Origin of the sequence: Streptomyces sp. NPDC058008, assembly GCF_042886395.1 — a bacterium.
GTDB lineage: Bacteria > Actinomycetota > Actinomycetes > Streptomycetales > Streptomycetaceae > Streptomyces.
Genome location: NZ_JBHVQX010000042.1, coordinates 1 through 24,079 on the forward strand (window position 1 = coordinate 1; position 24,079 = coordinate 24,079).

At 71.5% G+C, this 24,079-nt stretch carries 25 protein-coding genes and 1 pseudogene; 10 read left to right on the forward strand and 16 right to left on the reverse strand.

Translation table 11 applies throughout. The features are described 5' to 3' along the window. Positions 1–318: 318 nt before the first annotated feature. Complete coding sequence (locus ACFVS9_RS30725) at positions 319–960, reverse strand: DNA-3-methyladenine glycosylase (RefSeq protein WP_383117817.1); 642 nt, start codon at positions 958–960, stop codon at positions 319–321. An 82-nt stretch (positions 961–1,042) separates the two neighbouring features. On the opposite strand from ACFVS9_RS30725, the gene ACFVS9_RS30730 reads away from it, so the two are divergent. The 3 genes from ACFVS9_RS30730 (at position 1,043) to ACFVS9_RS30740 (ending at position 3,062) form a co-directional block, all read left to right on the forward strand. Next, entirely contained in the window at positions 1,043–1,825 is a 783-nt protein-coding gene (locus ACFVS9_RS30730; RefSeq protein ID WP_383117816.1) for a sporulation protein, read from the forward strand. Positions 1,826–1,880: 55 nt separating this feature from the next. After that, positions 1,881–2,414, forward strand: coding sequence for a YbhB/YbcL family Raf kinase inhibitor-like protein (locus tag ACFVS9_RS30735; RefSeq protein WP_383117815.1), 534 nt, complete (start codon positions 1,881–1,883; stop codon positions 2,412–2,414). Positions 2,415–2,555: 141 nt separating this feature from the next. Further along, entirely contained in the window at positions 2,556–3,062 is a 507-nt protein-coding gene (locus tag ACFVS9_RS30740) for an HNH endonuclease (protein ID WP_383117814.1), read from the forward strand. Between the two features lie 60 nt (positions 3,063–3,122). Here the strand turns inward: ACFVS9_RS30740 and ACFVS9_RS30745 are convergent, their stop codons facing one another. The 4 genes from ACFVS9_RS30745 to ACFVS9_RS30760 all read right to left on the reverse strand — a co-directional run bounded on the left by ACFVS9_RS30745 (position 3,123) and on the right by ACFVS9_RS30760 (position 6,326). Further along, positions 3,123–3,896 (reverse strand): sulfite exporter TauE/SafE family protein, encoded by a 774-nt coding sequence (locus ACFVS9_RS30745; protein ID WP_383117813.1) that lies wholly within the window; start codon positions 3,894–3,896, stop codon positions 3,123–3,125. A 77-nt stretch (positions 3,897–3,973) separates the two neighbouring features. After that, a complete protein-coding gene (locus ACFVS9_RS30750; protein ID WP_014157029.1) occupies positions 3,974–4,903 on the reverse strand; it encodes an SPFH domain-containing protein in 930 nt (309 codons plus the stop codon). Positions 4,904–5,031: 128 nt separating this feature from the next. Beyond that, the gene (locus ACFVS9_RS30755) at positions 5,032–5,460 is read right to left on the reverse strand and encodes an NfeD family protein (protein WP_383117812.1); all 429 of its coding nucleotides are present in this window, start codon (positions 5,458–5,460) and stop codon (positions 5,032–5,034) included. A 65-nt stretch (positions 5,461–5,525) separates the two neighbouring features. Continuing rightward, positions 5,526–6,326 carry an ABC transporter ATP-binding protein gene (locus ACFVS9_RS30760; protein WP_383117811.1) on the reverse strand — a complete coding sequence of 267 codons (801 nt, stop codon included), beginning with the start codon at positions 6,324–6,326 and terminating at the stop codon, positions 5,526–5,528. Between the two features lie 120 nt (positions 6,327–6,446). On the opposite strand from ACFVS9_RS30760, the gene ACFVS9_RS30765 reads away from it, so the two are divergent. Further along, positions 6,447–7,226 (forward strand): hypothetical protein, encoded by a 780-nt coding sequence (locus ACFVS9_RS30765; protein ID WP_383117810.1) that lies wholly within the window; start codon positions 6,447–6,449, stop codon positions 7,224–7,226. A 97-nt stretch (positions 7,227–7,323) separates the two neighbouring features. On the opposite strand, the gene ACFVS9_RS30770 is transcribed toward ACFVS9_RS30765, so the two are convergent. From ACFVS9_RS30770 to ACFVS9_RS30780, 3 genes are all read right to left on the reverse strand, one after another. Then, the gene (locus ACFVS9_RS30770) at positions 7,324–7,572 is read right to left on the reverse strand and encodes a chaplin family protein (protein ID WP_383117807.1); all 249 of its coding nucleotides are present in this window, start codon (positions 7,570–7,572) and stop codon (positions 7,324–7,326) included. A gap of 140 nt (positions 7,573–7,712) precedes the next feature. Continuing rightward, positions 7,713–8,357, reverse strand: coding sequence for a response regulator (locus tag ACFVS9_RS30775; RefSeq protein WP_389937701.1), 645 nt, complete (start codon positions 8,355–8,357; stop codon positions 7,713–7,715). Then, a complete protein-coding gene (locus ACFVS9_RS30780; protein WP_389937703.1) occupies positions 8,350–9,495 on the reverse strand; it encodes a GAF domain-containing protein in 1,146 nt (381 codons plus the stop codon). Before ACFVS9_RS30780 ends, ACFVS9_RS30775 begins: the two co-directional genes overlap by 8 nt. Positions 9,496–9,676: 181 nt before the next feature. Here ACFVS9_RS30780 and ACFVS9_RS30785 point away from each other — a divergent pair. Next, positions 9,677–10,286 (forward strand): annotated as a pseudogene (locus ACFVS9_RS30785) (hypothetical protein); the annotation flags it as partial. A gap of 392 nt (positions 10,287–10,678) precedes the next feature. Then, a complete protein-coding gene (locus tag ACFVS9_RS30790) occupies positions 10,679–11,425 on the forward strand; it encodes a transglycosylase SLT domain-containing protein (protein WP_389937704.1) in 747 nt (248 codons plus the stop codon). Between the two features lie 126 nt (positions 11,426–11,551). Here the strand turns inward: ACFVS9_RS30790 and ACFVS9_RS30795 are convergent, their stop codons facing one another. Continuing rightward, positions 11,552–14,098, reverse strand: a complete 2,547-nt coding sequence (locus tag ACFVS9_RS30795; RefSeq protein WP_389937706.1) for an FHA domain-containing protein — start codon at positions 14,096–14,098, stop codon at positions 11,552–11,554. A 277-nt stretch (positions 14,099–14,375) separates the two neighbouring features. On the opposite strand from ACFVS9_RS30795, the gene serB reads away from it, so the two are divergent. After that, positions 14,376–15,623: a phosphoserine phosphatase SerB gene (serB, locus tag ACFVS9_RS30800; protein WP_383117802.1), complete on the forward strand. Its 1,248-nt coding sequence runs from the start codon at positions 14,376–14,378 to the stop codon at positions 15,621–15,623. Between the two features lie 82 nt (positions 15,624–15,705). Here the strand turns inward: serB and ACFVS9_RS30805 are convergent, their stop codons facing one another. The 4 genes from ACFVS9_RS30805 to ACFVS9_RS30820 form a co-directional block, all read right to left on the reverse strand. Next, positions 15,706–16,224, reverse strand: a complete 519-nt coding sequence (locus tag ACFVS9_RS30805) for a SixA phosphatase family protein (protein ID WP_383117801.1) — start codon at positions 16,222–16,224, stop codon at positions 15,706–15,708. An 87-nt stretch (positions 16,225–16,311) separates the two neighbouring features. Beyond that, positions 16,312–16,518 (reverse strand): hypothetical protein, encoded by a 207-nt coding sequence (locus ACFVS9_RS30810; RefSeq protein WP_383117800.1) that lies wholly within the window; start codon positions 16,516–16,518, stop codon positions 16,312–16,314. Positions 16,519–16,655: 137 nt separating this feature from the next. Next, a complete protein-coding gene (locus tag ACFVS9_RS30815) occupies positions 16,656–16,772 on the reverse strand; it encodes an SGM_5486 family transporter-associated protein (RefSeq protein ID WP_383117799.1) in 117 nt (38 codons plus the stop codon). Positions 16,773–16,789: 17 nt separating this feature from the next. Then, positions 16,790–18,061 (reverse strand): CynX/NimT family MFS transporter, encoded by a 1,272-nt coding sequence (locus tag ACFVS9_RS30820; RefSeq protein ID WP_383117818.1) that lies wholly within the window; start codon positions 18,059–18,061, stop codon positions 16,790–16,792. A 119-nt stretch (positions 18,062–18,180) separates the two neighbouring features. Between ACFVS9_RS30820 and ACFVS9_RS30825 the strand changes: the two genes are divergently transcribed. Beyond that, positions 18,181–18,855, forward strand: a complete 675-nt coding sequence (locus ACFVS9_RS30825) for a FadR/GntR family transcriptional regulator (protein WP_383117798.1) — start codon at positions 18,181–18,183, stop codon at positions 18,853–18,855. A 16-nt stretch (positions 18,856–18,871) separates the two neighbouring features. Here ACFVS9_RS30825 and ACFVS9_RS30830 read toward each other — a convergent pair whose 3' ends face one another. From ACFVS9_RS30830 to fabG, 3 genes are all read right to left on the reverse strand, one after another. Further along, complete coding sequence (locus tag ACFVS9_RS30830) at positions 18,872–19,240, reverse strand: hypothetical protein (protein WP_383117797.1); 369 nt, start codon at positions 19,238–19,240, stop codon at positions 18,872–18,874. Positions 19,241–19,399: 159 nt separating this feature from the next. After that, on the reverse strand, positions 19,400–20,167 hold the full coding sequence (gene fabI / locus ACFVS9_RS30835) for an enoyl-ACP reductase FabI (RefSeq protein WP_383117796.1): 768 nt from the start codon (positions 20,165–20,167) through the stop codon (positions 19,400–19,402). 5 nt (positions 20,168–20,172) lie between these two features. Next, positions 20,173–20,892 (reverse strand): 3-oxoacyl-[acyl-carrier-protein] reductase, encoded by a 720-nt coding sequence (gene fabG, locus ACFVS9_RS30840; protein ID WP_383117795.1) that lies wholly within the window; start codon positions 20,890–20,892, stop codon positions 20,173–20,175. A 222-nt stretch (positions 20,893–21,114) separates the two neighbouring features. Here fabG and ACFVS9_RS30845 point away from each other — a divergent pair, with 222 nt between their 5' ends. Together ACFVS9_RS30845 and ACFVS9_RS30850 are read left to right on the forward strand one after the other, a co-directional pair. After that, positions 21,115–22,638, forward strand: a complete 1,524-nt coding sequence (locus tag ACFVS9_RS30845) for a TldD/PmbA family protein (RefSeq protein WP_389937713.1) — start codon at positions 21,115–21,117, stop codon at positions 22,636–22,638. Further along, on the forward strand, positions 22,635–24,029 hold the full coding sequence (locus tag ACFVS9_RS30850) for a metallopeptidase TldD-related protein (RefSeq protein WP_389937716.1): 1,395 nt from the start codon (positions 22,635–22,637) through the stop codon (positions 24,027–24,029). Before ACFVS9_RS30845 ends, ACFVS9_RS30850 begins: the two co-directional genes overlap by 4 nt. Positions 24,030–24,079 lie beyond the last annotated feature (50 nt).

The window sequence follows — 24,079 nt, forward strand, 5'->3', positions numbered from 1 at the left end:
GTTTCCGACTCTATCAGACTCTTTCGTGTCCGATTCCCGGCCGAAGCGGGTTCCTGCATTACTGCCTTTTCGCTTTCCAGGTCTTCGCTTTCGCGCTTTCCCTTTCGGCGTGGTCACTACGTTAGCCGATTTCCTCGGTGACTCATAATCGAGTCGGTCGGACGAATTCCGGCATGCCGAAATTGCACCCGCCAGGGGTGAATCGTAGGTAGTGGTTGGCCCTCTCACGATGCTTCGGCCCGGTCCGATGGACCGTGCCAAGAACAACTGCATCCGTTCAAGCGGCTCGGACTACATTAGGGAAACAGCAGGGGCGAGTCAAGTTGCGCGACGGCGGGGCACGTGGGCCCGGTACGGGCTGACCGTGGGGTCGCCGTCGATCCAGAAGCGCCAGGGCTGGTGGGAGCCGTCGCCGCCCACTCCCGTGCGTGGTCCGCTCCGCACCTGGTCGGGGGCCGGTGGCGTGCCCCGCAGGATGGACAGGGGCCGCCGCGCTCCCGCCACCACGTCGGCACCGTTCAGTGCGCGGTCCACGTCGAGGGCCGTGGCGAGACGGGCCGGCCCTTTGGCCAGTTCCCTGTCATGCCGGGCCGAGAACCGACGGGTGCGGGCCTTCTCCGCCCCGACCCCGATCTCCCCCGCCCTCAGCAGGACACCACTCGCCTCGCCCTCAGGACCGCACACCAGGTTGAGGCAGTGCCACATCCCGTACGTGAAGTAGACGTACGAGTGGCCCGGCGGCCCGAACATCACGCTGTTGCGCGCCGTCCGGCCGCGGAACGCGTGGGACCCGGGGTCGATCCCTCCGGCGTACGCCTCCACCTCCGTCAGCCGCAGCTCGATGGCGCCCTCGTCGGTGGTCCGGACCAGCAGGCGGCCCAGGAGGTCGGGGGCCACCTCCAGGACAGGCCTGTCGAAGAAGTCGCGCCCGAGCGGCGTGCGGTCCATGCCCTCGTCCATGGCGTCCGAGGGTACTGGGCGCACCGCGGGAACCGGTTACGGTCAGGGCGCGTATGTAGGGGTCAGGACCAAGGAGGAAAACATGGGCTTCAAGCGGCTGCTCGCGAGCATGGGTGCCGGCGGTGCTTCGGTCGAGACCGAACTGACCGAACTCAACGTCGTCCCCGGCGGGGTCGTCCAGGGCGAGGTGCGGATCCAGGGCGGCTCCGTCGACCAGCGGATCGAGGGGCTCTCGGTCGGGCTGCAGGCGCGCGTCGAGGTCGAGAGCGGGGACCAGGAGACCAAGCAGGACATCGAGTTCACCACGCTGCGTCTGGGAGGTGCCTTCCAGGTGGAGGCGGGCGCGGTGCACGTCGTGCCGTTCGGTCTGGAGATCCCCTGGGAGACGCCGGTCACCATGTTCGCCGGGCAGCACCTGCGCGGCATGGACATAGGGGTGACGACGGAGCTGGAGATCGCCCGCGCCCTCGACTCGGGTGACCTGGACCCGGTCAACGTGCACCCGCTGCCCGCGCAGCAGGCCATCCTGGACGCCTTCGGGCAGCTCGGCTTCGGCTTCCGCAGCGCCGACATGGAGCGCGGCCACATCCGCGGAACCCGCCAGCGTCTGCCCTTCTACCAGGAGATCGAGTTCTACCCGCCGCAGCAGTACCGGGGACTCCACCAGGTCGAGCTGACGTTCGTGGCCGACGACCGCGAGATGGACGTCGTCCTGGAGATGGACAAGAAGCCGGGCCTCTTCAGCGAGGGCAGCGATTCCTACCGTGCGTTCACGGTGGGCCTGAACGACTTCCGGGGCACGGACTGGGCCGCGTACCTCAACCACTGGCTCGCCGAGGTCGGCGGCCGGCGCAACTGGCTCTGACACCCCCTAGGGTCGGTGGCAAGACATCGCACAGCCGATCAGGAGAGGTGCTGACGTGACCGAGCCGAAGAGGGCGCCGCTGCCGCACGACTTCCATCCCGAGGTCCCCCCGTTCACCGTGGTGAGCGAGGACCTCGCACCCGGCGCCGTGCTGGCGGACGCCCAGGTGTTCGCGGCGGGCAACACCTCGCCGCAGCTGCGGTGGGAGGGTTTCCCGGCGGGGACGAAGAGTTTCGCGGTGACGTGCTTCGACCCGGACGCGCCGACCGGCAGCGGGTTCTGGCACTGGGTGCTCTTCGACATCCCCGCGTCCGTGACGGAGCTTCCGGCCGGTGCGGGGAGCGGGGCCTTCCAGGGGCTGCCGGAGGGCGCCGTACAGGCCCGCAACGACTACGGGGCGAAGGAGTTCGGCGGAGCGGCGCCTCCCGCCGGTGAGAACCACCGCTATGTGTTCACCGTGTACGCGGTGGACACCGAGAAGCTCGGGCCGGACAGTGACGCCTCTCCCGCCGTGGTCGGGTTCAATCTGCGTTTCCACACCCTGGGCCGCGCCCAGCTGATCGGGGAGTACGCCGCCCCCGGAAGCTGAATGTTCGCCTCCCGTTTGCCCTGCCCTGGTCCTGGAGAGATCAGGGCAGGGCACTTTTTATTGCGTTGTCCATCACGGTCCGCCCGGACAGAGTTGTCACGGGCCCGCCGACGGTCGGGCGGCACACGGGAGGTGGGCAGGATGCGGGAGACACTTGTACTCAACGCGAGCTTCGAGCCGCTGTCGACGGTGACGCTCAACCGCGCGGTGGTCCTGATCCTCCAGGACAAGGCCGTCGTCGAGCAGTCGCATCCCGGGCTCCGTATGCGTGGTGCCGCCGTGGACATACCCGTCCCCCGGGTGATCAGGCTCTGCCGGTACGTACGGGTGCCGTTCCGAAGACACGCCCCGTGGTCCAGGAGGGGCGTGCTGATAAGGGACCAGCACCGGTGCGCGTACTGCGGGCGGCGGGCGAGCACCGTCGACCACGTGGTGCCCAGGGCCCAGGGGGGCCAGGACACCTGGCTGAACACCGTGGCCTCGTGCGCGGAGGACAACCACCGCAAGGCGGCCCGGACGCCGGAGGAGGCGGGTATGCCGTTGCTGCGCCAGCCGTTCGTGCCGTCGCCCGCGGACGCGATGCTGCTCGCGCTGGGCGCCGGCGACCGGTCGTCGCTGCCCGAGTGGCTGGCGCGCTCGGCGGCGTGACCGCCCCGGCTGCCCCGCCGGAGCCCGTCCCCCAAGTCCGGAGGGGACGGGCTCCCCACGTCAGCGCAGCAGGAGTTGCACGATGGCCGCGGTGCCGACGACGACGATCAGCCCGCGCAGGAAGGCGGGGCTGAGCCGGCGGCCGACCTTGGCGCCGAGCTGGCCGCCGACCGCGGACCCCACCGCGATCAGCACGACCGCCGTCCAGTCGAAGTCCGCGACGAAGAGGAAGAAGAGCGCGGCGACGCTGTTGACGACGGCGGCGAGGACGTTCTTGACGGCGTTGAGCCGCTGCATCGTGTCGTCGAGCAGCATGCCCATCAGGGAGAGGTAGATGATGCCCTGGGCCGCCGTGAAGTAGCCGCCGTAGACGCTGGCGAGCATCAGGCCGGTGAACAGGAGGGGCCCGCCGTCGGGCCTGGCGGCCTTGCCCGTGCGCTCACGGCGGCTCTGGACGGCGCGGCTGATGCGGGGCTGCAGGATGACCAGGACGAGGGCGAGGGCCACCAGGACGGGGACGATCGTCTCGAACGCGGTGGAGGGCAGGGCGAGCAGGAGGGTGGCCCCGGTGAGGCCGCCGATCAGCGCGCCGACGCTCAGCTTGAGGATCCGGCGGCGCTGGCCGGTGAGTTCCGCGCGGTAGCCGATGGCCCCGCTGATGGCGCCCGGGATCAGCCCGAGCGCGTTGGACACGGTCGCGGTGACCGGTGGCAGGCCGGTGGCGAGGAGCACCGGGAAGGTGATCAACGTGCCGGATCCGACGACGGTGTTGATCGCTCCGGCGCCGATCCCGGCCACGAGGACGGCAAGCATTTCCCAGATGGACAAGGCCATCTCCTTCGAAGGTCAGTGGTGCCTCCCCGCCATGAAGGTCGAGGGGCCCACCGATCATGCACGAAGGTGCTTGCCGGTCATTCCACCGGGGGCTGTTCCCTGCGCTCCGTACCGGTGTTGAAGCCGGGGGCGCCGCTGCCGAGGTTGCCGAAGGCGCCGCTGAGGCCCTTGAGCGCGTCGCCGATCTCGCTGGGCACGATCCAGAGCTTGTTCGCGTCGCCCTCGGCGATCTTGGGGAGCATCTGGAGGTACTGGTAGGAGAGGAGCTTCTGGTCCGGGTCACCGGCGTGGATGGACTCGAAGACCGTGCGGATGGCCTGTGCCTCGCCCTCCGCGCGCAGGGCCGACGCCTTGGCCTCACCTTCCGCGCGCAGGATCGCGGACTGCTTCTCGCCCTCCGCGGTGAGGATCGCGGACTGCCGGATGCCCTCGGCGGTGAGGATCGCGGCGCGCTTGTCACGGTCGGCGCGCATCTGCTTCTCCATCGAGTCCTGGATGGAGGTGGGCGGTTCGATGGCCTTGAGCTCGACGCGGTTGACGCGGATGCCCCACTTGCCGGTGGCCTCGTCGAGCACTCCGCGCAGCGCGGCGTTGATCTCCTCGCGGGAGGTCAGGGTCCGTTCGAGGTCCATGCCGCCGATGATGTTGCGGAGCGTGGTGACGGTGAGCTGCTCGATCGCCTGGATGTAGCTGGCGACTTCGTACGTCGCGGCGCGGGCGTCGGTGACCTGGTAGTAGATGACCGTGTCGATGTTGACGACGAGGTTGTCCTGGGTGATCACCGGCTGCGGCGGGAAGGGGACGACCTGTTCGCGGAGGTCGATCCGGTTGCGGATCGAGTCGATGAACGGGACGACGATGTTCAGCCCGGCGTTGAGCGTGCGGGTGTAGCGGCCGAAGCGCTCGACGATGGCGGCACTGGCCTGCGGGATGACCTGGATCGTCTTGATCAGGGCGATGAAGACGAGCACCACCAGAATGATCAGGACGATGATGATCGGTTGCATCGTGTGCCTCGTGCCCTTCGGTTGCCGACGGATCGCGGTGATCGAGGTCGATCAGTCATGACGATCGGATTGAGATGATGATCGACTTCGAGTTTGGCAGACTGCGGCCTGCCGTGTGACCGGTTCGCTCACATGACGACGGCCGTTGCACCGTCGATGTCCACGACGTCCACCTGCCGGCCGGGTTCGAAGACCTGGTCCTCGTCGAGCGAGCGCGCGGACCAGACCTCGCCGGCCAGCTTGATGCGCCCGCCGCTGCCGTCGACCCGTTCCAGGACGACGGCCTGACGGCCTTTCAGGGCGTCGATGCCGGTGGCGTGGGTGGACTGGCCCGCGCGGTGTCTGGCCGCGATCGGACGCACGACCGCGATCAGCGCCACCGAGACCAGGACGAAGACCAGGACCTGTGCGACGACACCACCGCCCAGCGCCGCGACGACGGCCGCGGCCACCGCTCCGACGGCGAACATCCCGAATTCGGGCATCGCGGTCAGGACGAGCGGAATGCCCAGTCCCACCGCGCCGATCAGCCACCACACCCACGCGTCGATGTCCACGTCGTCATCGTAGGACCGTGGGCACCCTCCCCGACAGGGCGCAGGGGAGGTTGGCTGTGCTGCGACTACCGGCCGAGGGGGAGTCCGTGGGCGGTGTAGCGGTCGCCTCGGTGCTCGACGACGAGCGGCAGGCCGAAGCAGAGGGAGAGGTTCCGGGAGCTGAGCTCGGTCTCCATGGGTCCGGCGGCGAGCACCTTGCCCTGCCGGATCATCAGGACGTGGGTGAAGCCGGGCGCGATCTCCTCGACGTGGTGGGTGACCATGACCATGGAGGGGGCGTACGGGTCACGGGCCAGCCTGCCGAGGCGGCGTACCAGGTCCTCGCGTCCACCGAGGTCGAGCCCGGCGGCCGGCTCGTCGAGGAGGAGCAGCTCGGGGTCGGTCATCATGGCGCGGGCGATGAGGGTGCGCTTGCGCTCGCCCTCGGAGAGCGTGCCGAACTTGCGGTCGAGGTACTCGGTCATGCCGAGGCGGTCGAGGAAGGCGCGGGCGCGCTCCTCGTCGACGGCCTCGTAGTCCTCGTGCCAGGTGGCGGTCATGCCGTACGCGGCGGTGAGCACCGTCTGCAGCACGGTCTGGCGCCTGGGGAGCTTTTCGGCCATGGCCACGCCGGCGATGCCGATGCGGGGGCGGAGCTCGAAGACGTCCGTGCCGACGCCGCCGAGTCGCTCACCGAGGATCGTGGCCGTGCCGGTGCTCGGGAAGACGTAGCTGGAGGCGATGTTCAGGAGCGTGGTCTTGCCGGCGCCGTTCGGCCCGAGGATGACCCAGCGCTCCCCCTCCTTGACCGACCAGGAGACGTCGTCCACCAGAGCGCGTCCGTCGCGGACCACGGATACGTCCACCAGCTCCAGTACATCGCTCATGGCGCGTTGTCTCCCCATACAGTGTCGAGATCGTCGCGTGCCTGTGGGCACAGCTCCCAGGGAAAACCTACGCCACCCGGGGAGTGCTCAGGCCCTGGGGCCGTTCCCTAGGCTGTTCCCATGCTTTCGGAACCACGCTCAGGGCGGCTCGCCGCATGGGGAAACGCGCTTCTGGCCGGACTCGTGTCACCGGACGACGCGGCGCTCGCGATCGTCGACGAGGACGCGGTGCACCGCGTCGAGGGACTGCCGGGTGAGGCGGGGCCCGTGGGGCTCACGCTGGCGCTCGGTCGGCTGAGGGCGCTGGGGGCGACCGGTTTCCGGGTCGCGCTGCCGGTGCCCGGCCATCCGCTGGGGCTCAGCGGTCCGCCGGACTTCAACGCCCGCGCGCTGGAGGCGCAGGAGGCGGTGGTCATCGCCGGGGCGCCGTACGGCCTGGTGCCCGAGGTGGCCGAGGCGGGGCCCGCCGGGGACCTGCACGTCGAGGTGGTCTGGCGCTGTCTGCCCGTGCGGGAGGCGCCGCCCGCCGACGTGCCGTCGCTGGGAGAGGCGGAGCGGGAGCTGGCCGAAGCGCTCCGGGACGCCACGGCGGTGCTGTCGCGGCTGGATGTCGCCGGGTCCGGCCCGGTCGCGGAGGCCGCGGTGGATGCCTACCGGGCGCGCGCGGAGCGGGGGCGGGAGGTGCTGGCTCCGGGGTATCCGCCGCGGGCGGTCCGGGTGCTGGAGCTGGCTCAGCGCGTGGGGCTGCTGGTGTCGGTCGCCCATGAGAACGGGCACGGCGGCGCGGTCAGCGCGTCGGAGATCGCGGCCCGGGGCGAGGCGCTGCGGCCGGTGGAGCGGGTCGCGAGGCGGGCGCAGGTCGCGGCGTACAACGCGTACGTGGAGGAGCGGGGGCGCTAGCCGGGCCCCGCGGGCGTGGGGGGGCGCCGGTCCGTCCCCCGGCCGCCGGGGAGGCCCGGGTGGGCCTTCCCGGCGGGGGGGGGGTGCGGGGTGCCGGTCAGCCGTTCACGCCCTGGTTGCCGAAGGCCGGGTTGAGCAGGCCGACCACGTCGACCGTGTTGCCGACCACGTTCACCGGGACGCTCACCGGGACCTCGACGAGGTTGCCCGAGACGACGCCCGGGGAGCCGGCGGCGGTGCCGTGGGCACCGGCGCCGTGGCCCGCGGCGGAGGCCGCTCCGGCACCGGCGGCGATCATTCCGCCCGCGATCATGGTGACGGCCGCTGCCTTCTTCAGGTTCTTCACTTCGGGTTCCTCCTCGTGTCGCCGCGGCCGACCGCCGCAGCACGCGTGGAGAACGCCGTCACCTCGGCGGAGGGTGCGCCGTACGGGTGACATCCACCCGACAGTATGAATCTCCGACCGGCCGGGAACCCCGTGGCGGCTCAGCCCGCCGCCCCGTGCCGGACCGCCCAGAGCGCGGCCTGGGTCCTGTCCGACAGGTCGAGCTTCATCAGGATGTTCGAGACGTGGGTCTTCACGGTCTTCTCCGACAGGACCAGCGCCCGCGCGATCTCCCGGTTGGAGCGGCCGTCGGCGATCAGCCCCAGCACCTCGCGCTCCCGCTCGGTCAGGGTGCTCCCCCGCCCCGTGCCGCCGCTCGTGTCGTCCTGGGCCAGCAGCGCGTCCGCGACCTCCGGCTGGAGCAGGACGTGCCCGGCGTGCACCGAGCGGATGGCGCCGGCCAGGGCGTCCGGGTCGACGTCCTTGTACACGTAGCCCGAGGCTCCCGCCCGCAGTGCGGGCACGACCGTGCGCTGCTCGGTGAAGCTGGTGACGATCAGGACCCTGGCGGGGTTCTCCAGCTTCCTGAGCCCGCGCAGCGCCTCGATGCCGTCCGTGCCCGGCATCTTGATGTCCATCAGGACCACGTCGGGCCGCAGCTCCTCGGCCCTGGCGATGCCCTCGGCCCCGTCCGACGCCTCCCCCACCACCTCGATGTCGTCCTGGACCTCCAGGAACGTACGCAGTCCCCGCCGGACCACCTGGTGGTCGTCGACCAGCAGCACCCTGATGATCTTGTCAGCCACTGGGCACCTCCATCCGGATCGTGGTGCCCTTGCCGGGCTCCGATTCCACGGTGAGCCGCCCGCCTGCCCCGCCGGCCCGGTGCCGCATGGAGACGAGGCCCAGGTGCCGGCCCGCCCGCCCGACCTCCTGGGGGTCGAAGCCGCGGCCGTCGTCGGTGATCCGCAGCACGGTGGCGTCGGTGTGCCGGCGGAGGCTGACGGTGACCAGTGCCGCGCCGGAGTGGCGCAGGGCGTTGTGCAGGGCTTCCTGGGCGACCCGCAGCATCGCCTCCTCCTGGGCGGAGGGCAGGGCGCGCACACCGGCGCTCTCGAAGGTGACCCGGGCGCTGTGGGCGCGGTCCATGACCTGGACCTGGGTGCGGAGCGTCGCGACCAGCCCGTCCTCGTCCAGGGCGGCGGGGCGCAGCTCGACCACGGCGGCGCGCAGCTCGTCCACCGCTTCCCCCGCCAGTGCGGCGACCTGCTGGAGCTCGCCCTTGGCGCGCGCCGGGTCCCGGTCGACGAGGGCTGCGGCCGCCTGGGCCGTGAGCCGGAGGGAGAAGAGCTTCTGGCTGACGGCGTCGTGCAGCTCGTGCGCGAGCCGTGAACGCTCCTCGACGATGGTGAGCTCACGGCTGCGCTCGTAGAGCCGGGCGTTGGTGAGGGCGATGGCCGCGTGCTGGGCGAGGATCCCGAGGAGTTCCTCGTCCTCCTCGGTGAAGTCGCAGCCGCCGGTCGGCCTGGGGCAGCGCTTGTTGGCGAGGAAGAGTGCGCCGATGGTCTCGTCGCCGTCCAGGATGGGCAGGCCGAGGAAGTCGGACATCTCGGGGTGGGCCTCGGGCCAGCCCTCGAACCGGGGGTCCTCACGGACGTCCGCGAGCCGCTGGGGTCTGGCCTCCTGGAGCATCGCCGCGAGGATGCCGTGCTGGCGGGGCAGCGGCCCGATGGCCTTCCACTGCTCGTCGCTCACCCCGTCGACGACGAACTGGGCGAAGCCGCCGTGGTCGTCCGGCACCCCGAGCGCGGCGTACTCGGCGTCCAGCAGCTCCCGGGCCGAGGCGACGATCGTCTTGAGGACGTCCCGCATCTCCAGGTGGCGGCTCATGGCGAGCAGCGCGGCGCTGACCGCGGCGAGGCCCGACGGGGGGCGATGGCTCATGTGCTCACCGTACCGGCGGGGGTGCGGCACCCGTATCGGGCTGTGGGCCCCCTGGGGACGGGGCCTCGGTCCTAGGCCGAAGAGCCCTGGGCCGTCACGGCCGGTGGACGGGGCGGGTGCGCCGGGTGGACTCCCGCGTCGGGGGCGTCGGAGTACGACGCGGCCCGAGGGGATGGCCGTCGTGCCGGTCGCGGTGATCACGGGTGGTTCGAAGGGGCTGGGGCCCGCGCTCGGCGCGGCCCTTGCCGGAAGGGGCCGGGACCTGTGCCGGCCGGGCGGCCGGCACAGGTGCTCCGTGCGACGACCACGGGGCCGCGCGGCCGCTACCGGACCCGGGTCGTGGCGGTGGCCGGGGGCGTCACGGATCCGTCGCACCGCCGCCTCCCTGGTGGCCCGCCGCCGGGGAGCCGAGCTGTCCGGTCGCTCTGGTGGACGACGCGAGCGCCCTGGGCGCCGGGCCGACCGTCGCACCGCCGGTCCCTGGCTGCCGCCGCCGGGAAGCCGAGCGGTCCGGTCGGCCTGGTGGACGACGCGAGCGCCCTGGGCGCCGGGCCGCTCGTGCGGCTGGACGAGACGCCGCCGGAGGGGCTGCGGCGGGCACCGGAGAACAACGTCGTCGCGGCGCCCGGGCTCGTGCGGGAGGCGCTGCCACTGCCGCGGGCCCCGGCGGCCGGGACGGTGATCGCGGTGAGCCCGGACGCGGCGGCCCGGCCGCACCCGGCGTGGGGCGGGTACGGGGCCCGCTCGACCGGCCGGCCACGGTGCTCGGCGAGGAGGAGCCGGGGCCGCGGAGCGGCTGTGCCCGGACGCCGGCCCACCGGTACCTCCGGCATGGGCCGGGGGAAGCCCGACTCCCGCTGCCGTCGACCGAGAATCCCCTCACGCTCCGCATTACAGAAGCAACTTTTCGTAAGCGAAGAGGGGGTCCCATGTGAGCCCAGGCATAGGACGCACATCACTTACGAAGAAGAATAGTTTGCCCATAACGGGCAATACGTCAGGGTTCAAACCGGACAAGGAGGTATGAACACGACCCCCTTCCACTATGCAGCTTCGTACGTCACACCTTTGCCAGGCCATTTTGCTGGCGCTAAGAATTGCAGCTGTCCCCGACGGATACGCCTCGGCTCCTCCGTCTGCGTCCTCGCCGAGGACCCCCTGCTATTCGAAGAGGTACGACTGTATGTCCGTGTCCCGCATCTCCAGCCGTAGCCGTCGTCTGAACAAGGCGCAGAAGCTCTCCGTCGCGGGGGTCTCCACCCTGGCCGCAGGCGCCGTCGCCTTCTCTCTCGTCCCGCACGGCTCCTCGGCCACCGCCGAGCCCCAGGCCGCCGCCGCGGCGGCCCCGGTCGCCTACACCGGTTCGAAGACGACGAGCCTCCAGACCGCCGGCATCGAGCAGAACTCCACCGCCCAGCAGCTGGTCAAGGCCGCCGACGCCGCCAAGGCCAAGGCCGCGGCGGAGAAGAAGCAGACCGCCGCGAAGGCCGAGGCGAAGGCCAAGGCCGTCGCCGAGGCCAAGAGCAAGGCCGCCGCGAAGGCCAAGGCCGACGCGAAGAAGCGTTCCGCCGGCACGTCGAGCCGCGCCGCCGACCGCAAGCCGGTCTACGCCGACAACCTCGACGGCTGGATCCGCGAGGCCCTGTCGATCATGCACGAGAAGAAGATCCCCGGTACGTACGAGGGCCTGCACCGCAACATCATGCGTGAGTCCAGCGGTAACCCCCGCGCGATCAACAACTGGGACATCAACGCGATCAACGGCGTCCCCTCGAAGGGTCTGCTGCAGGTCATCAAGCCGACGTTCGACTTCTACCACGTCAAGGGCACCAAGCACGACCAGTACGACCCGGTCGCCAACATCACCGCGGCCGCCAACTACGCCGCGGACAAGTACGGCTCGATCGACAAGGTCGACAGCGCGTACTGAGTCACGGCACCGAGCAAGGCCTGGCACAGCCGGTCCGCAGCGTCGCGTGACCGGCCGGCACATGCCGAAGGGCGGCACCCCACGGGGTTGCCGCCCTCGGGCGTTTCCGGGACCGGTGGGACCGCGCTACTTGCGCATGACCTCGGGCTCGTGGCGCCGCAGCATCCGCGCGACGGCGAAGAACAGGACGGCGCTCATGAGGACCAGCACCGTGATGTTGACGCCCCACTGGCCGGCCGTGTGCTCCCAGAGCGGGTCCAGGTCGGTCGGGTTGTCGGTGTCCCACGGCGGCATGAGGTGGGCGAGGTCCAGCGTGGTACCGGCCGCGGCCACCGCCCAGCGCGACGGCATCAGCCAGGCGAACTGCTCCAGGCCCGGTGATCCGTAGAGCTGGAAGAGCACACCGGTGAAGACGACCTGCACGATGGCGAACATGACGAGCAGCGGCATCGTCTTCTCCGCGGTCCTGACCAGTGCGGAGATCAGGAGGCCGACCATCATCGAGGTGAGGCCGAGCACCGTGATCGACACGCAGATCTCCACGCCGGCGGGCATGAACAGCCCCTCCTCCGGCAGCTTGCGGGTGGAGAAGCCGATGCCGCAGATGATCGCGCCCTGCGCGGCGGTGATCAGGCCGAGGACGATCACCTTGGAGCACAGGTAGGCGGACCGGGACAGGCCGGTCGCCCGTTCCCGCTCGTAGATCACCCGTTCCTTGATCAGTTCTCGTACGGAGTTGGCCGACCCGGCGAAGCACATGCCGACCGCGAGGATCAGCACGATGGTCCCGGCCTTGCTGTTGAACCGCTTGTTGGGCACGTCGGGTGCCACCAGGCCGAACTCCGCGGGGATGACCACGCTGACTATGCCGAGCACCGCGGGCAGGATCACCATCAGGGCGAGGAAGCCCTTGTCGGAGACGATCACGGAGACGTAGCGGCGCATCAGCGTCAGCAGCTGGGCCGTCCAGCTCTGCGGCTTCCTGGGGCGGATCTGCTGCGGCGGGGGCATGTGGACGGGCTGCGCCGCGACGGCGTCGATGTCCGCGGCGTACATCTGGTAGTGCTGCGAACCGCGCCAGCGGCCCGCCCAGTCGTAGTCGCGGTAGTTCTCGAACGCGGAGAAGACGTCGGCCCAGCTGGTGTAGCCGAAGAAGTTCAGCGCCTCCTCGGGCGGACCGAAGTAGGCGACGGACCCGCCGGGTGCCATGACCAGCAGCTTGTCGCAGATCGCCAGCTCGGCCACGGAGTGCGTGACCACCAGGACCGTACGGCCGTCGTCGGCGAGGCCGCGCAGCAGCTGCATGACGTCGCGGTCCATGCCCGGGTCGAGGCCCGAGGTCGGCTCGTCCAGGAAGATCAGCGACGGCTTGGTCAGCAGCTCCAGGGCGACCGAGACGCGCTTGCGCTGGCCGCCGGAGAGCGAGGTGATCTTCTTGTCCCGGTGGACGTCGAGCTTGAGCTCGGCGAGGACCTCGTGGATCCGGGCGGTGCGCTCGGCCTCCGTGGTGTCCGCGGGGAAGCGCAGCTTGGCCGCGTAGCGCAGGGCCCGGGTGACGGTGAGTTCCTTGTGCAGGATGTCGTCCTGCGGGACCAGGCCGATGCGCTGCCTCAGCTCGGCGAACTGCTTGTAGAGGTTCCGGTTGTCGTAGAGGACATCGCCCTGGTTGGCGGGCCGGTAGCCGGTCAGCGCCTTGAGCAGGGTGGACTTGCCGGAGCCCGACGGTCCGATGACCGCGATCAGCGACTTCTCCGGGACACCGAAGGAGACGTCCTTGAGGATGTCCTTGCCCCCGTCGACCGTCACCGTGAGGTGGCGGGCGGAGAAGGAGACGTCACCGGTGTCGACGAACTCCTCCAGCCGGTCCCCGACCAGCCGGAACGTCGAGTGGCCCACGCCGACGATGTCGTTCGGGCCCAGGAGCGCGGAGCCGGACTTGCTGAGCGGCTGGCCGTTGACGTACGTGCCGTTGTGGGACCCGAGGTCGCGGATCTCGAAGCGGCCGTCGGGCGTCGCCCGGAATTCGGCGTGCAGACGCGAGACCTGGAGGTCGGAGACGACCAGCTCGTTCTCCAGGGCACGGCCGATGCGCATGACGCGGCCGAGGTCCAGCCGGTGGAACGTCGTCGGACTGCGGTCCCCGTAGGCCCGGGGGGCCACCGCCCCGCCGGCTCCGCCCGCGACGGGCGGGCCGCCGTGTCCCTGCTGGTGCGGGAGTCCCGCCTGCGGGGCCTGCTGCGGCTGCGGGGCCTGCGGCCAGGGCGCCTGCTGCGGCGCGGGGCCGGCGGCGCCCTGCTGCTGAGGCTGCCGGGCGGGAGCCTGCTGCGGCTGCACCGGAGCCTGCTGCCCGCCGTGGACCGCCGCGCCCGCCGCGGCGGTGAGGTTCAGGCGGGGTCCGTCGGTGGCGTTGCCGAGGCGGACCTCCGTCCCCGCGACGAGCTCCGTCTGCTGGACCCGCCGGCCCTGCACATAGGTGCCGTTCGTGCTGCCGTGGTCCTCCATGGACCAGCCACGGCCGTTCCAGCTGATCGTGGCGTGCCGCCACGACACCCTGGCGTCGTCGATCGTCATGTCGCCCTGCGGATCACGTCCGAGGGTGTACGACCTGGACGGTTCGAGCGCCCAGGTCCTTCCATTCAATTCCAGTACGAGATCCGGCACTCCGCGCCCCACTTGTCGTCCCCCGTGTCGCCCCCGTCGCAGGGAGCCTAGGGATGCTGAACATCGTGGGGAACTATTCCAGGAGCGGTCCCGTAACGGAAAGCCGGGCGGTGCGAAGAGGGCGCGGAGGCCGGCCGCCGCCCGGACGGACTCGGGAGGAATGGGCCCGGAGCACCCCAACCGGGGCGCCCGGCCGCCGTGTCCGCGGTCCGGGGTGGCCGAAGGACCGCTGTCCGTTACCCGGGACGTCTTCTGGGGTGGCCGTGCCGCCCTATACGGTGGGAGCACCATGAGCGCACCGCAGCCACCCCGGTCCCCTGAGTCCCCCGAGCCCCCTCCGGGCACGGACGCCCCCACACTTCTCGTCAAGATCTTCGGGAAGGACCGGCCGGGTATCACGGCCGGTCTCTTCGACACCCTGGCCGCCTACGCCGTCGATGTCGTGGACATCGAGCAGGTCGTCACCCGGGGCCGTATCGTCCTGTGCGCCCTGGTGACCTCGCCGGTCCCGGACGGCACGACCGAGGGCGACCTCCGGGCGACCGTGCACAGCTGGGCCGAATCGCTGAAACTGCAGGCCGAGATCATCTCGGGCACGGGCGACAACCGCCCCCGCGGTGACGGACGTTCCCATGTGACCGTGCTGGGACACCCGCTGACCGCGGAGTCGACGGCGGCCATAGCGGCCAGGATCACCTCCACCGGCGGCAACATCGACCGCATCTTCCGCCTGGCGAAGTACCCCGTCACCGCCGTCGAGTTCGCCGTGTCCGGCACCGGCACCGAGGCGCTGCGCACCGCGCTGGCGACGGAGGCCGCCGGCATCGGCGTCGACATCGCCGTCGTGTCGGCGGGGCTGAGCCGCCGGGCGCAGCGGCTGGTCGTGATGGACGTGGACTCCACGCTCATCCAGGACGAGGTCATCGAGCTCTTCGCGGCGCACGCGGGCTGCGAGGCCGAGGTCGCCTCGGTGACCGAGCAGGCGATGCGCGGCGAGCTGGACTTCGAGCAGTCCCTGCACGCCCGGGTGTCGCTGCTGGCCGGGCTCGACGTGTCGGTGGTGGAGAAGGTGCGGGCCGAGGTCCGGCTGACCCCCGGCGCCCGCACCCTGATCCGGACGCTGAAGCGGCTCGGCTACCAGGTGGGCGTGGTCTCGGGCGGCTTCACCCAGGTCACGGACGACCTCAAGGAGCGCCTCGGCCTCGACTTCGCCTCCGCCAACACGCTGGAGGTCGTCGACGGCAAGCTCACCGGCCGGGTCGTGGGCGACGTCGTGGACCGGGCGGGCAAGGCCCGGCTGCTGCGCAGCTTCGCCGAGCAGGCGGGGGTGCCGCTGGCGCAGACGGTGGCGATCGGCGACGGTGCGAACGACCTGGACATGCTGAACACGGCGGGCCTGGGCGTCGCCTTCAACGCGAAGCCGGTCGTCCGCGAGGCCGCCCACACGGCGGTGAACGTGCCCTTCCTGGACACCGTGCTGTACCTGCTGGGGATCACCCGCGAGGAGGTCGAGGCCGCCGACGGCCTCGTGGACTGACCGCACGGGTCCCGCACGCGGGAGGCCGTACGGCGGGGGGCGCCGGTCCACGGGGTGGGCCGGCGCCCCTCGTGCGTCACGGTCAGTCGTTCGGCGTCCAGTACTCGGCGAGCCTGCCGACACCGTGCTCCAGGCTCTTCCAGGGGCCGGAGAACTCGACGACGGCGTAGGCGGCGGTCGGGAAGCCGTCCCGGGTCATGCGGGCGAGCGCGTCGCCCTCGGCGCTGCCGGAGAGCGCGTCCGCGGCACCGTGCATGCCGGGGTTGTGGCCGATGACCAGCAGATCGCGGACGTCGTCGGGGGTCTCGCCGAACAGGGCGATCAGCTCCCCGAGGGAGGCCTCGTACAGCCTCTCCTCGTAGACGGTCCTGGGGCGCTGAGCGAACTCGTGGACCGCGAGCTTCCAGGTCTCGCGGGTCCTGGTGGCGGTCGAGCACAGAGCCAGGTCGAAGACGGTCCCCGAGTCGGCCAGCCTGCGGCCGGCGACGGGGGCGTCCTTCCTGCCGCGTTCCGCCAGTGGCCGCTCGTGGTCGGACTCCTGCGACCATTCCGCCTTTGCGTGCCTGAGAAGGACGATCCTGCGAGGTGTATCGGCGCTCATACTTCTCAGCTTCGCATGAATCGCGCCTCCGGGCGCAGGGTGTTGACGTGCTCGTCCGCCGGGGCGGGACGGGGGCGCCGGGGCCGGTCAGGCGGGCAGCAGGCCCAGGATGTGGCCGAGCAGCCGCCCGATCGCGGGGTCGCCGTCCGCCGCCTGCGCCTGGCCGGGTTCCAGGATCAGCAGCAGGAGCGCGGCGAAGGCGAGGGCGGGCAGCGCGACGGCCCACCACGGCAGCCGCACCTCGACGGCGTCCGTGGCCGGGTGGTGGGTCCGGGTGCGTGTACGGGCCGCCATGTCCGCCTCCGTGGGTGCCGGGCTTTCTGTACCCAGAACCTACGGGCCGGGCGGCGGCGGTCCCATCCGGCGGCCCACCCACTCGACCCTGAACCTGGCCCCCTAGGGGACAGGGGGGCTGGCCCCACCCCCGGGGGTCAGGGGGAGGCGAGTGTGGCGATCACTCCGATGACCACGGAGATGAGAAGCATCGTCCCGAAGACGAGGAGGAGCTTCTTCTGGCCGTTCTGGGGATGCGGATCGAGCACTGGCATGGGCACAGTGTCGCATCTCAGCATTCGTCCTCGATCGTCCGGGCCCGCCCGGCGAGCACTCCGGCGACGGTCTGGGGCACGAGGAGGCCCGCCATGAGGGCGAGCGGGAGTCCCCAGCCGCCGCTGTGCTGGTAGAGCACCCCGACGAGGAGCGGGCCGGGGATCGAGAGCAGATAGCCGGTGGACTGCGCGAAGGCGGAGAGCCTGACCACCCCGGCGCCGGTCCGCGAGCGCATCCCGATCATGGTGAGGGCGAGGGGGAAGGCGCAGTTGGCGATGCCGAGCAGCAGGGCCCAGAGCCAGGCGCCGCCCGCGGGGGCCAGGTAGAGACCGGCGTATCCGGCGAGGCCGCAGGCGCTGAGGACGAGGACGATGGGGCCCTGGGTCCGCAGCCGGGAGGCGACCCGGGGGATGACGAAGGCGAGGGGCACGCCCATGGCCATGGTCACGGCGAGCAGCACGCCCGCGGTGCCCGCCGGGAGCCCCGCGTCGCGGAAGATCTGCGGCATCCAGCCCATGGTGATGTACGCGGCCGTGGCCTGGAGCCCGAAGAAGCAGGCGAGCGCCCAGGACGTGCGGCTGCGGGTGATCCGGAGCGCGGGGGGAGCCGGGGTCCCGGCGGCCTGCCGGAACGTGTCACCGCGGTCCTTCAGGAAGGGGAGCCAGGGCAGGACGGCGACCGCCGCCAGGGCCGCCCAGATGACCAGGCCGCTCCGCCAGCTGCCGCCCAGCGCGTTCGTGAGGGGCACGGTGAGGGCGGCCGCCAGCGCGGTGCCGAGGGCGAGGGCCATCGAGTAGAGGCCGGTCATGGTGCCGACCCGGTCGGGGAACCAGCGCTTGACGATCACGGGCATCAGGACGTTGCTGACCGCGATGCCCATCAGGGCGAGGGCGCTGGCGGCGAGGAATCCGGCGGTCCCGCCCACGAAGGGGCGCAGCAGCAGGCCGGCGGTGATCGCCATCATCCCGGCGCAGACCACCGCGCTGGGGCCGAAGCGGCGGGCCAGCCGGGGTGCCATGAAGCCGAACACGGCGAAGCAGAGCGGGGGCACGGAGGTCAGGACCCCGGCGACGCTGCCGCTCATGTGCAGTCCGTCCCGCACCTCTTCGAGGAGGGGTCCGAGGCTGGTGATGGCGGGCCGGAGGTTGAGCGCGGCGAGGACCAGGCCGATGACGACGATCCGCAGCACCCAGGGGGACGGTCCGGGCACGGCCTTCTCCGGCACCGGGGTGCCGGGGGCTGCGGGAGGGCTCAGGGTCGGGGTCTCGTCGTGGCGCATGGGGCCCATCATAGAATCATGGGATGATTGACTGTCCACTCCTGTCCTCCCCCTGGGACAATCGGAGTGACGTCCGACGGGCCCGCACCTCCCGGACCACCCCTTCCGGAACACGAGCAAGGAGCACCATGGCGCTGACGTCCACGCGGCGTTCGGCTCTCGCCGACCAGGTGATTGCCCAGCTGAGGAACCAGATCACCGCGGGTGAGTGGCCGGTCGGCTCGCGGATCCCCACCGAGCCCGAGCTGGTCGAGCAGCTCGGGGTCGCCCGCAACACGGTGCGCGAGGCGGTGCGCGCCCTGGCGCACAACGGGCTGCTGGACATCCGCCAGGGCTCCGGCACGTACGTCGTGGCCACCAGTGAGCTGGCCGGGGTGATGCACCGCCGGTTCGCGGACGCCGACCCGCGGCACGTCGCCGAGCTGCGCTCCACCCTGGAGTCCTCGGCCGCCCGGCTCGCGGCGCTGCGGCGCACGGACCGGGACCTCCGGCAGCTGGACACGCTGATGGCGCGGCGGGAGGAGGCGTGGGCCTCCGGGGACGCGGAGGCGTTCGTGGCGGCCGACGCCACCCTGCACCTCGCGGTGGTCGCCGCCTCGCACAACGACGTGCTCACCGAGCTCTACGCCGATCTGAACGGTCTGCTGCGCGACTACCTGCGCGACGACGTGGGCCCGGAGCTGCGGCCCGAGGCGCACATGGACCACGCGCGGCTCGTCGAGGCCATCCGGGCGGGCGACGCGGAGACGGCCGCCGCCGAGGCGGCCGCGCACGCGCTGAACTGCCTGCGGGAGCGGGTCTGAGCGGGACCGTCGTCCCCTAGGACGCCGAGTGGCTCACCCAGGCCGAGGCGACCTCTTTCCAGCAGCGGTCCTCGATCTTGACCGTCCGCCCCGGCTGGACCGCGACCGCGCCGCCGTCGGCGTCCACGTCCCACCAGCGCGCGCACTCGGTGTGGAGCTGCACGAGATCGGTCGTGGGGTACGGGTTGTGGCAGTAGGCGACGACCTCGGACCCCTCGACCGACGTACGGCATTCCGCGCCCGAGGGCTCCGGTACGGGTGCGAGGGGGGCGGCCGCTCCGCTGCCCGCCCGGCCGGCCGCGCTGACGGCCACCGGGGCCAGGAGTCCCGCGGCGACGGCCGCCGCCGCGATCAGGGCCCAGGTCCTGCGACGTGTGGAGCGCACGGCGATCTCCTCCCCGCAGCCTGAACAGAAGTCCGGTTCCACCACATTCTGCGGGGGAACGGCCATCTTTTCGACTCGGGCGCCGGGCGCGGGCCCACGGCCACGCACGACGGCCGCGCACCCGGGTGAGGGGTGCGCGGCCGTCGAAGGGCGTCCGGGTCAGGCGCCCATCATGTGCACGCCGCCGTCGACGTGGATGATCTCGCCCGTGGTCTTCGGGAAGAAGTCCGAGAGCAGCGCGACGACACCGCGGCCGGCCGGCTCCGGGTCGGCCATGTTCCACTCCAGCGGGGACCGGTGGTTCCAGACGTCGGCGAGCTCGCCGAAGCCCGGGATGGACTTGGCGGCCATGGAGCCGATCGGTCCGGCCGAGATGAGGTTGCAGCGGATGCTGTCCTTGCCCAGGTCGCGGGCGAGGTAGCGGGAGGTGGCCTCCAGCGCGGCCTTGGCCGGGCCCATCCAGTCGTACTGCGGCCAGGCGAACTGGGCGTCGAAGGTGAGGCCGACGATGGAGCCGCCGTCCGCCATCAGGGGCTTGCAGGCCATGGCGAGCGACTTCAGCGAGAACGCCGAGACGTGCATGGCGGTGGCCACCGACTCGAAGGGCGTGTTCAGGAAGTTGCCGCCGAGCGCGTCCTGCGGCGCGAAGCCGATGGAGTGCACGACTCCGTCCAGCGAGCCGAGCTCCTCCTTGACCAGGCCGGCGAGCCGGTCCAGGTGCTCGTCGCTGGTCACGTCGAGCTCGATGACCTTGGCGGGCTTCGGGAGCTTCCTGGCGATGCGCTCGGTCAGCGTCGGCCGGGGGAAGGCCGTCAGGATGACCTCGGCGCCCTGCTCCTGGGCCACCTTGGCGGTGTGGAAGGCGATGGACGACTCCATCAGCACACCCGTGATGAGGATGCGCTTGCCGTCGAGGATTCCGCTCATGGTGATCAGTGACCCATGCCCAATCCGCCGTCAACGGGGATGACGGCTCCAGTGATGTACGACGCGTCGTCCGACGCCAGGAAGCGCACCGCGGCGGCGATCTCGGCGGGCTGCGCGTAACGGCCGAGCGGCACCTGGGACACGATGCCCTTGCGCTGCTCGTCGGTGAGCACCTGGGTCATGTCGGTGTCGACGAACCCGGGTGCGACGACGTTGAACGTGATGTTCCGCGAGCCGAGCTCACGGGCCAGCGACCGCGCGAAGCCGACGAGGCCCGCCTTGGACGCGGCGTAGTTGGCCTGTCCGGCCGAGCCGAGGAGGCCGACGACGGAGGAGATGAGGACGACGCGGCCCTTCTTGGCGCGCAGCATCGCGCGGTTGGCCCGCTTGACGACGCGGAAGGTGCCGGTGAGGTTGGTGTCCAGGACGGACGTGAAGTCGTCCTCGGACATCCGCATCAGCAACTGGTCCTTGGTGATACCGGCGTTGGCGACCAGCACCTCCACGGGACCGTGCTTGTCCTCGATCTCCTTGTAGGCCTGCTCCACCTGCTCGGTGTCGGTGATGTCGCAGCGGACCGCGAGGACGCCCGCCTCGGTGAGCGCCTGCGGCGGCTCCCCCGAGCGGTAGGTGACGGCGACCTTGTCGCCGTTGTCGGCGAAGGCGCGGGCGATGGCGAGGCCGATGCCCCGGTTTCCTCCGGTGACGAGAACCGAGCGGCTCAACGGATCACCCTTTCCTTGGCGGTCTGGTACATCGAAAACCTATCGGTACCGGCGCTCATCCCGGGAATCGGCCTCTGACAGCGACGCCGGGCCGCGACTGTCGGATCCCTACAGAACGCTCCGGCGCGGGCCACGGCGGCGTAAAACCCGGGCACGGGGAGGCGGGGACCCCCCATGATTCACTGCGGAGACGTTTTCAGAGGTGGAGAAGGGGAGGCCCGCGTGGCCCACGAGGTAGATCAGTCGTTCCTGGCGCTGCCGCTCCGCGCCCTCGCCGACGCGGCGCTCGCCCGCGCCCGTGCGCTGGGCGCCGCGCACGCGGACTTCCGGTTCGAGCGGGTGCGCGGCGCCTCGTGGCGGCTGCGCGACGCCCGGCCCTCGGGTTCGTCGGACACCACCGACACCGGGTACGCGGTGCGGGTGGTGCACGGCGGGGCCTGGGGGTTCGCCTCCGGCGTGGACCTGACGATGGACGCGGCGGCGAAGGTGGCCTCGCGGGCCGTCGCCATGGCCAAGCTGTCCGCGAAGGTGATCGCCGCAGCCGGTTCCGACGAGCGGGTCGAGCTGGCGGACGAGCCGGTGCACGGGGAGCGGACCTGGGTGTCCGCGTACGACGTCGACCCGTTCTCCGTACCGGACGAGGAGAAGGCGGGGCTGCTCGCCGAGTGGAGCGCGCGGCTGCTGGCGGCCGACGGGGTCGCGCACGTGGACGCCTCGCTGATGACGGTCCACGAGAACAAGTTCTACGCGGACACCGCCGGCACCGTCACCACCCAGCAGCGCGTGCGGGTGCATCCGCAGCTGACCGCCGTGGCCGTGGACTCCGCGACCGGCGAGTTCGACTCGATGCGCACCATCGCCCCGCCGGTGGGCCGGGGCTGGGAGTACCTCACGGGCACCGGCTGGGACTGGGACCAGGAGCTGGAGCGCATCCCGGGGCTGCTGGCCGAGAAGATGCGGGCGCCGAGCGTCGAGGCGGGGACGTACGACCTGGTGGTCGACCCGTCCAACCTCTGGCTGACCATCCACGAGTCGATCGGGCACGCCACCGAGCTGGACCGGGCGCTGGGCTACGAGGCGGCGTACGCGGGCACCTCGTTCGCCACGTTCGACCAGCTCGGGAAGCTGGCGTACGGCTCCCCCGTGATGAACGTGACCGGTGACCGCACCGCCGAGCACGGGCTCGCGACGGTCGGGTACGACGACGAGGGCGTCGAGGCGCAGTCCTGGGACCTGGTCAGGGACGGGACGCTGGTGGGCTACCAGACGGACCGGCGGATCGCGAAGCTGACGGGTCTGGGCCGGTCCAACGGGTGCGCGTACGCCGACTCCCCGGAGCACGTCCCGGTGCAGCGCATGGCGAACGTGTCGCTGCGGCCGGACCCGGGCGGGCTCTCCACGGAGGACCTGATCGGCGGGGTGGAGCGCGGGATCTACGTGGTCGGCGACCGGTCCTGGTCGATCGACATGCAGCGCTACAACTTCCAGTTCACCGGGCAGCGGTTCTTCCGGATCGAGAACGGCAGGCTGGCGGGCCAGCTGCGGGACGTGGCCTACCAGGCGACGACGACGGACTTCTGGGGCTCCATGGAGAAGGTGGGCGGCCCCCAGACCTACGTCCTGGGCGGCGCGTTCAACTGCGGCAAGGCCCAGCCGGGCCAGGTCGCGGCCGTCTCGCACGGCTGCCCCTCGGCCCTCTTCCGAGGCGTGAACATCCTCAACACGACGCAGGAGGGCGGGCGATGAGCCGCGTCAGCAAGCCGTACGAGATCGTCGAGCGCGCACTGGAGCTGTCCACCGCCGACGGCTGCGTGGTCATCGCGGACGAGAGCTCCTCCGCCAACCTGCGCTGGGCCGGCAACGCGCTCACCACGAACGGGGTGACGCGCGGCCGGACCCTGACGGTGATCGCCACGGTGGACGGCGCGCGGGGAACGGCGTCCGGCGTGGTGTCGCGCTCCGCGGTCACCACCGCCGACCTGGAGCCCCTCGTGCGGGCCGCCGAGGCGGCCGCGCGCGGTGCGGGACCGGCCGAGGACGCGCAGCCGCTGGTCTCCGGCGTCCCGGTCTCCGCCGACTTCACGGAGCCGCCGGCCGAGACCGGGTCCGACGTCTTCGCCGCCTTCGCCCCGGCGCTCGGCGACTCCTTCGCGCGGGCGCGCGCGGGCGGCCGGGAGCTGTACGGCTTCGCGCACCACCAGATGAACTCGACGTACCTGGGTACGTCGACGGGTCTGCGGCTGCGCCACGACCAGCCGAACGGGACGCTGGAGCTGAACGCCAAGTCCCCGGACCGGACCCGTTCGGCCTGGGCGGGCCGGGCGACCCGGGACTTCGAGGACGTCGACCCGGCGGCCCTGGACGCGGAGCTGGCGCAGCGCCTGGGCTGGGCCGAGCGCAGGATCGAGCTGCCCGCCGGGCGCTACCAGACGCTCCTGCCGCCGACCGCCGTGGCGGACCTGCTGATCTACCAGTACTGGTCGGCGGGCGCCCGGGACGCGGCGGAGGGCCGTACGGTCTTCTCCCGGCCGGGCGGCGGCACACGGATCGGCGAAAAGCTGTCCGGGCTGCCGCTCACCCTGCGCAGCGACCCGCACGCCCCGGGGCTGGAGTCGGCGCCGTTCGTGATCGCGCACTCCTCGGGGGACGGTTCCTCGGTCTTCGACAACGGGCTGCCACTGGCTCCGACCGACTGGATCAGGGACGGCAGGCTGGAGCGGCTGACGACGACCCGGCACTCCGCCGGGCTGACGGACCTGCCGGTCGCCCCCTCGATGGACAACCTGGTGCTGGACGGGGGCGGTGAGCGCTCCCTGGACGAGATGGTGGCCGCGACGACCGGCCGCGCCCTGCTGCTGACGTGCCTCTGGTACATCCGCGAGGTGGATCCGGCCACCCTGCTGCTGACGGGTCTGACCCGGGACGGGGTCTACCTGGTGGAGGACGGCGAGGTCGTCGGCGAGGTGAACAACTTCCGGTTCAACGAGTCGCCGGTCGGGCTGCTGTCCCGGGCGACGGAGGCGGGCCGGACGGAGAAGACGCTGCCGCGCGAGTGGGGCGACTACTTCACCCGGGCCGCGATGCCCGCGCTGCGCGTCCCCGACTTCCACATGAGCTCGGTCAGCCGGGGCGTGTGACGCCCATAGACTGACCGGACGACCGATCGGAACCAGCCGGACCCCAGAGG